Origin of the sequence: Stenotrophomonas sp. Sm2128 (assembly GCF_030985535.1) — a bacterium.
GTDB lineage: Bacteria > Pseudomonadota > Gammaproteobacteria > Xanthomonadales > Xanthomonadaceae > Stenotrophomonas > Stenotrophomonas maltophilia.
The window spans coordinates 24,360-30,491 of sequence record NZ_JAPTFQ010000060.1 but is presented as its reverse complement, the minus strand read 5'-3'; the positions used below and the strand labels follow the sequence as shown (position 1 = coordinate 30,491).

General features: G+C 67.3%; 6 protein-coding genes. 3 read left to right on the top strand and 3 right to left on the bottom strand.

The genetic code is table 11. The annotated features are described in order from the left end of the window. Positions 1-94: 94 nt before the first annotated feature. The 3 genes from O0K41_RS16000 to O0K41_RS15990 form a co-directional block, all read right to left on the bottom strand. Entirely contained in the window at positions 95-1,516 is a 1,422-nt protein-coding gene (locus tag O0K41_RS16000; RefSeq protein WP_164222856.1) for an alginate export family protein, read from the bottom strand. A 77-nt stretch (positions 1,517-1,593) separates the two neighbouring features. Continuing rightward, complete coding sequence (locus O0K41_RS15995) at positions 1,594-2,274, bottom strand: hydrolase (RefSeq protein ID WP_005409868.1); 681 nt, start codon at positions 2,272-2,274, stop codon at positions 1,594-1,596. Between the two features lie 72 nt (positions 2,275-2,346). Then, the gene (locus O0K41_RS15990) at positions 2,347-3,213 is read right to left on the bottom strand and encodes a pirin family protein (RefSeq protein WP_049450894.1); all 867 of its coding nucleotides are present in this window, start codon (positions 3,211-3,213) and stop codon (positions 2,347-2,349) included. A 151-nt stretch (positions 3,214-3,364) separates the two neighbouring features. Here O0K41_RS15990 and O0K41_RS15985 point away from each other — a divergent pair, with 151 nt between their 5' ends. The 3 genes from O0K41_RS15985 (at position 3,365) to O0K41_RS15975 (ending at position 6,005) form a co-directional block, all read left to right on the top strand. Further along, positions 3,365-4,291, top strand: a complete 927-nt coding sequence (locus tag O0K41_RS15985; RefSeq protein ID WP_049450893.1) for a LysR family transcriptional regulator — start codon at positions 3,365-3,367, stop codon at positions 4,289-4,291. A 171-nt stretch (positions 4,292-4,462) separates the two neighbouring features. Further along, entirely contained in the window at positions 4,463-4,963 is a 501-nt protein-coding gene (locus tag O0K41_RS15980) for an RNA polymerase sigma factor (protein WP_049450892.1), read from the top strand. Between the two features lie 85 nt (positions 4,964-5,048). Beyond that, positions 5,049-6,005 carry a FecR domain-containing protein gene (locus tag O0K41_RS15975; RefSeq protein ID WP_049450891.1) on the top strand — a complete coding sequence of 319 codons (957 nt, stop codon included), beginning with the start codon at positions 5,049-5,051 and terminating at the stop codon, positions 6,003-6,005. Positions 6,006-6,132 lie beyond the last annotated feature (127 nt).

The following is a 6,132-nucleotide window of genomic DNA, read 5'->3' as shown; positions in this document are numbered from 1 at the left end:
GGCAATCGCCGCGGGGCGCTGGGGTGGCTGGGGCATCCAGTGCTTCCCCGGTGATGTGGATCCGCCATCGGCGGGTTGTTGGGGCGTCGCGGCCTCAGTAGCGCCAGAGCGCCTCAAGGCCGATGAAATGGACGGTGTCGGCGCGGCCGGTGTCCCGGATGAAGCGCCCCGGCCTGAAGATCGAATAGGCCGCTTCGACGCTGAGCTGGCGGGAGATCTCGCGCCCCAGTACCAGATCCGCCTGCGTGCCGATGTACCGGGCGCGGCTGTTGCCCGCCGGCCGCAGCAGGTTTCCGGCAGCGCCATACACGCCGTCGCGCACGCTCTGCCGCCAGTAGAAGACGGCTGCACTGGCCAATGACCAGCCACCACCCAGATCCAGTTCCAGCGAGGGGTGCAGGTTGATCAGGTTGCTCGGGCCGACCTGGCCGCTTTCGCCGAAGTACTTGCCCTTCGGGAACATCACGTTGAAGGTCTGCAACGCGCGATCGTCGGGGTCACGGTCGCCGCTGATGATGTTGGCCTTCAGGCCGAGCCGTGGCGACAGCGGCCACGCATCGAAGCGATGGCGCACATCGCTGGCGACCGACCACGCACGTACCGGCGCGCCGGCGAAACTGCCGTACTGGAAGAATCCCTCCAGGTCCCAGCTCCATCCGTTGCGACGACCCGACCAACGGCTGCCAAGCGTATTGCGGGTTTCGGCACCTTCTCCCTGATCGTAGCGGGCGCGATCGCTGGACAGGCCCAGGTAGTAGAGATCCAGGCCGGTATCGCGGTGGTTTCCGGGGTCCTGGAAGGTGGTGTACACGCCCCACACGCGCCGCTGCGGATCACCACGGTCATTGAAGGAACCCATGGCATTGCGTACCGGGCGCAGCAGGAAGGCTTCGGTACGGGAGTGCGACGTCCGCCACGCGAGCAGGCCACCGTCGAATGCGCGCAGGACATTGGGTCCATAGCGCACCGAAACCAGGCGCTCGCTGCCGTAGGCCAGTACCTGCCGGCCCACGCGCAAGGTCGCACCTGCGTCGCGCGAGGGCAGCGAAAGATCGACGAAGCCCTGCAGGACCTCGGCGCCGGTATCGTCCACCGGGCCGATGGTGCTGTCGTCGCGACGGGCATGGTTCAGGTTGAGCTGGGTGAAGACCCTGGCATGCTCGTTGAGCTTCAGATCGGCATACGGCAGCGCACGATAGAGCGCACTGCCGTCGCGCTTGACAGGTGCGTGCCCGAACTCATTACGGGTGTAGTGCTCGTAGCGCGCACGCAACTCGGCGCCGACGGTCAGGCTGCCGGATGCACCGAACGGCATCCATTTTCCCTTCTCCCACCAGGCGCCGGAACGGAAGGCCGGATCCTGCAGGTAGCGGTAGTCTTCGCTGTAGCGCCACGGATCGATGGCGGGTGGTGACGGCACGATCTCTTCCGCGCCGGCTGCAGCGGCTAACAGGGCGGCAAGCGCGCCCATCGAACGCGCCGCGATGCCCGCTGCAGGGGAAACTGGCCAACGCATGATCGCCTCCGGTGCAGGATGGAAGAAGGAAAGACACAGCAGGGCGGCGGCACTGTGGCGCACCGCCCCGCATGGCGTCAGCTGCGCTGCGAATCCAGCTGTTCGTGGTTCTTCTGCACGTCCTGCGCCTTCAGGTAGCTTTCGATCAGCAGCTGGTAGTTTGGGAAGATCTTCGTGTAGACCTCGGCCCACTGCTGGGCATCGTCGCGGTTCCAGGTGCGCTGGATCTCCGAGGCCACCGCGGCGGTGTCCATCGGCACCACGCCTGCCTGCACCACGCGGGCCAGGGTGATCTCCTCGGCCATCTTCGAGTAGGTGCCGGACGCGTCGATGACTGCGAACACCTGGTAGCCATCGGCAACGGCGGCGATCGACGGGAAGGCCATGCACACGCTGGTGATGGTGCCGGCAATGATCAGCTGCTTGCGGCCGGTGGCCTTCACCGCGGCAACGAATTCCGGGTTGTCCCAGGCGTTGATCTCACCCTTGCGTGCCACGTACTGGGCATGCGGGGCGGCGTCGTGGATCTCCGGGATCAGCGGGCCGTTCGGGCCCTGCGGAACAGAGGCGGTGGTGATCACTGGCATCTTTGCCAGCGTGGCCATCTTCGCCAGCGCGGTGGCGTGGGCGCGCACGCTGGTGAACGGCATGTCACCGATGGTCTGGAACAGGCCGCTCTGATGGTCGATCAGCAGCATCGCGGCGTTGTCCGGATCGATCACCGGGCGGGCACCGTTGAAGTTGGCGGGGGTACTCATGGTCAGTCTCCTGGAGAAGGTGGGCGATGGCCCGGAAGGTGCGGCGGGCCAATGCCCGCCGCATTGAAACGATCAGTGCGCGATCTGGCCGAAGCGGCCGCTGTTGAAGTCCTTGACCGCCTGCGCGATCTCGGCCTGACTGTTCATCACGAACGGGCCATAGCCCACCACCGGCTCGTCGATCGGTTCACCGCTGAGCAGCAGCACGGTGGCGTCGCTGTCGGCGTCGACGAACACGTCCTCGCCGCTGCGGTCGAAGGTGACCAGCTGTGCCTCGCCGACCGGCTGGCCGCCGTTGATCCGCACCGTGCCCTTCAGCACCACCAGCGCCAGCGTGCGGCCATCGGCCACCGGCAGTTCGGCGTGGTGGCCCTGCCGCAGGCGGATGTCCCAGACATCCATCGGCGTGTGGGTGCGGGCCGGGCCGGCATGACCGTCGAAGCGGCCGGCGATGACACGCACCCGGCCGGCGCCTTCAGGCAGTTCAACCGAGGGGATCTGTGCGTCGAGCAGGGTCTGGTAGCCCGGTGCACCCATCTTGTCCTGCGCCGGCAGGTTCACCCACAGCTGGACCATGTCCAACGTGCCGCCGCGCTTGCTGAACTCCGGTGTGTGAAACTCCTCGTGGAGGATGCCGGAGGCCGCGGTCATCCACTGCACGTCACCCGGGCCGATGGTGCCGCCGGCGCCGGTTGAATCGCGGTGGGCGACCTCGCCCTCATAGACGATGGTGACGGTCTCGAAACCGCGATGCGGATGCTGGCCGACCCCGCGCGGGGTATCGCTGGGGGCGAAGGTATAAGGGCCGGCGTAGTCCAGCAGCAGGAACGGGCTCAGGTGCTGGCCGTGGGTGTTGTAGGAAAACATCGAGCGGGCGGGGAATCCGTCGCCCACCCAGTGCGGGCGCGGGGCGCTGTAGGTACCGGTGACACGCTTCATGGCGATCTCCTGGCCGGGGCTGCCGGCCGCTGTTCTTCGTTGCAGGAGACGATATCGCCGCGACAATTTGGCCGGTAGACGCCAATATTTGCCGTCATAGTCCTATCTGGTGAACAATTGGTGCGCGCCTTGCGCCACAGGAGATCGCCCCGTGTTCATCGCTGATATCCGCCGTTGCGACCTCAACGACCTGTTCTACTTCGCCATGGTGGTCGAGCACGGCGGCTTCTCGCAGGCCGGCCGGGCGCTGGCCATGCCGAAGTCGAAATTGAGCCGGCGCATCGCGCTGCTGGAGGAACGGTTGGGCGTGCGCCTGATCCAGCGCTCGACCCGGCGTTTCTCGGTCACCGAGGTCGGCCAGGACTACTACCGCCACTGCAAGGCGATGCTGGTCGAAGCCGAAGCAGCCGAAGAAGCGATTGCGATGTCGCGCGCCGAGCCGCGCGGCACGATCCGCCTGGCGTGCCCGATCGCGATCCTGCACGCGCGCATCGGCCCGATGCTGGCCGACTTCCTGGCCCAGCACCCGCAGGTGACGGTGCAGCTGGACGCCACCAACCGGCGCGTCGACGTGGTGGGCGAGGGTGTGGACGTGGCGATTCGGGTGCGGCCGCCGCCACTGGAGGACAGCGACCTGGTGGTACGCGTGCTGGCGCGTCGCGTCTGGTGTACCAGTGCCAGTCCGGCGCTGCTGCAGCGGCTGGGCACGCCGCAGGTGCCGGCCGACCTGGCGATGATGCCGACCGTCGATCTGGCATCGCCCAGCCAGCAGCATGTATGGGAATACACCGGGCCGGACGACGTGCTGGCCAGCGTGCACCATCGACCGCGGCTGGTCAGCGATGACATGATCGCGTTGCGCACCGCTGCGGTGGCCGGGGTGGGGTTGTTGATGCTGCCGCGGATGATGATCAGTGACGAACTGGCCAGTGGCGCGCTGGTGACGGTGCTGCCGGAGTGGGTGCCCAAGCATGGCATCGTGCACGCGGTGTTTCCGTCGCGACGCGGCCTGTTGCCGGCGGTGCGTGCACTGATCGATTACCTCGCCGAACGCTTCGAGGCGCTGGAGGAACCCTAACTCTTCCATCCACGCATGGCGTGGATCTACTGGACCTGCGCCTTGGTAGATCCACGCCATGCGTGGATGAGGCTCTCGGCCGCGGCTTGCCGCCTGCGGCCGTGCAGCCCACAATCCACGTCCGGACCGTCGCCATCACGCCCATCATTCCCCGGTCCGGCCTTGGCACCTATGTCTCCCAATGCCCTGGCGCTGGTCGAGCTGCTGATCCGCGAGCGCCGTGCGTTGTCTCGCTTCATCGCGCGCTATCTCGACCCGGCCAGTACCGAGGACACCCTGCAGAACCTGTACCTGAAGGCCAGCAGCGTGCCCGGCGATCCGCCCATCCTGGAGCCGCGCGGCTATCTGTACCGGATGGCCTACCATCACGCGCTCAACCGCAGCCAGTCCGACGCCCGCGAGCGGCGTGCGATGGCCGAGTACGCCCTCGACATGGCCGAGGCGAGTCGCGATGGCGAGGCGCAGGCGCTGGACCAGGCGCAGCTGCGCGAGATCACCCAGACCATCCTCGCGCTGCCGGCCCAGGTGCGTGAGTGCTTCGTGCTCAACCGCTACCTGGGCCTGAGCGAGCGCGAGATCGCCGCCCGGCTGGGTATTTCCAAGAGCCTGGTCGGCAAGCATGTGCTGCGCGCGGCGCTGTTGATCCAGCAGCATCAGCAGGGAGTGCATTGATGAGCTGCGATTGCCGTGGACAGATCGCGCCCGCCGTTGTCACAACAGGAAGGCGCACCCGTTCGGGGTGCGGCAGGCCACAACCATGAACACGTCCGAACCCTCGCCGCGTCAGGCCAGGCAGGCGTTGCGCTGGGTGATCCGGTGCAGTGCAGGCCCGCTGCCGGAACGCCAACAACGAACCCTGCAGCGCTGGCTGCAGGCCGATCCCCGCCATGCGCTGGCATGGCGCCAGCAGCAGGCCTTCTGGCAGGGGCTGGATGCCGCTGGGCCGGAGGTGCTGGCCGCACTGCCCGGGCTGACGGCTGATCGCCAAGGGCTGCGTCCGATCGCACCGCGCCGCCGCCTGCCGTGGCTGTTGGCCAGTGCCGCCTCCGTGGTACTGGTGGTCGCGGCCGCACCGCAGGCGTTGCTGCTGGCACGCAGTGACCTGCACAGCAGCGATGCACCGCGCGTGGTGCAGCTGGAGGACGGCAGCACCGCCGTACTCGATGCGGGCACCGCATTGGCGGTTGAGTTCGATGGCCAGCGGCGGCGCCTGCACCTGCTGCGCGGCCAGGCCTGGTTCCAGGTGGTGCATGAACAGCGACCGTTCCAGGTCGAGGCCGGCGGTGGCCAGATCCGTGACATCGGCACCGCCTTCAGCGTGTCGATGCAGGACACCACGGTCGTGACTCAGGTCAGCGAGGGCGTGGTCGATGTGCGCCCCGGCGATGGCAGCGTGCAGCGCCTGCATGCCGGGCAGGCACGGGTGTTCCGTGACGGTCGCTGGCTGCGGCCGGTGCAACTGGAAGATCTCGAGACGATGGCGCCGTGGCGGCGTGGCGAGGTAGTGATCGACGATCAGCCGGCCGCGCAGGCCATCGCTGATCTCGCGCGCTACCGTCGTGCACCGGTCTGGGTACTGGGCGGGCAGGGCGCGGACGTACGGGTCAGTGGTCTGTTCCATCTGCAGCAACCGGAGGCCGCCATCGATGCGGTGGCCGCGCAGGCAGGGCTGCGTGTGCAGCGCTTGCCCGGCGGCGCGCTGGTGGTGTGGTGAGGCTCGCGCAATGCCCGGATGAACCGGTCGCATGAAAAAAACATGAAAAAACCGTGGGCAATCGCCACATCGCGCTGTCTATAGAGGTATAGCCAGAGCGAAACACCGTTTCTCCTCAAGCCAGACA

Bases quoted from the DNA above. Each gene is read 5' to 3' on its own strand.
- O0K41_RS16000 (WP_164222856.1), bottom strand. From the start codon at position 1,516: ATGCGTTGGCCAGTTTCCCCTGCAGCGGGCATCGCGGCGCGTTCGATG.
- O0K41_RS15995 (WP_005409868.1), bottom strand. From the start codon at position 2,274: ATGAGTACCCCCGCCAACTTCAACGGTGCCCGCCCGGTGATCGATCCG.
- O0K41_RS15990 (WP_049450894.1), bottom strand. From the start codon at position 3,213: ATGAAGCGTGTCACCGGTACCTACAGCGCCCCGCGCCCGCACTGGGTG.
- O0K41_RS15980 (WP_049450892.1), top strand. From the start codon at position 4,463: ATGTCTCCCAATGCCCTGGCGCTGGTCGAGCTGCTGATCCGCGAGCGC.
- O0K41_RS15975 (WP_049450891.1), top strand. From the start codon at position 5,049: ATGAACACGTCCGAACCCTCGCCGCGTCAGGCCAGGCAGGCGTTGCGC.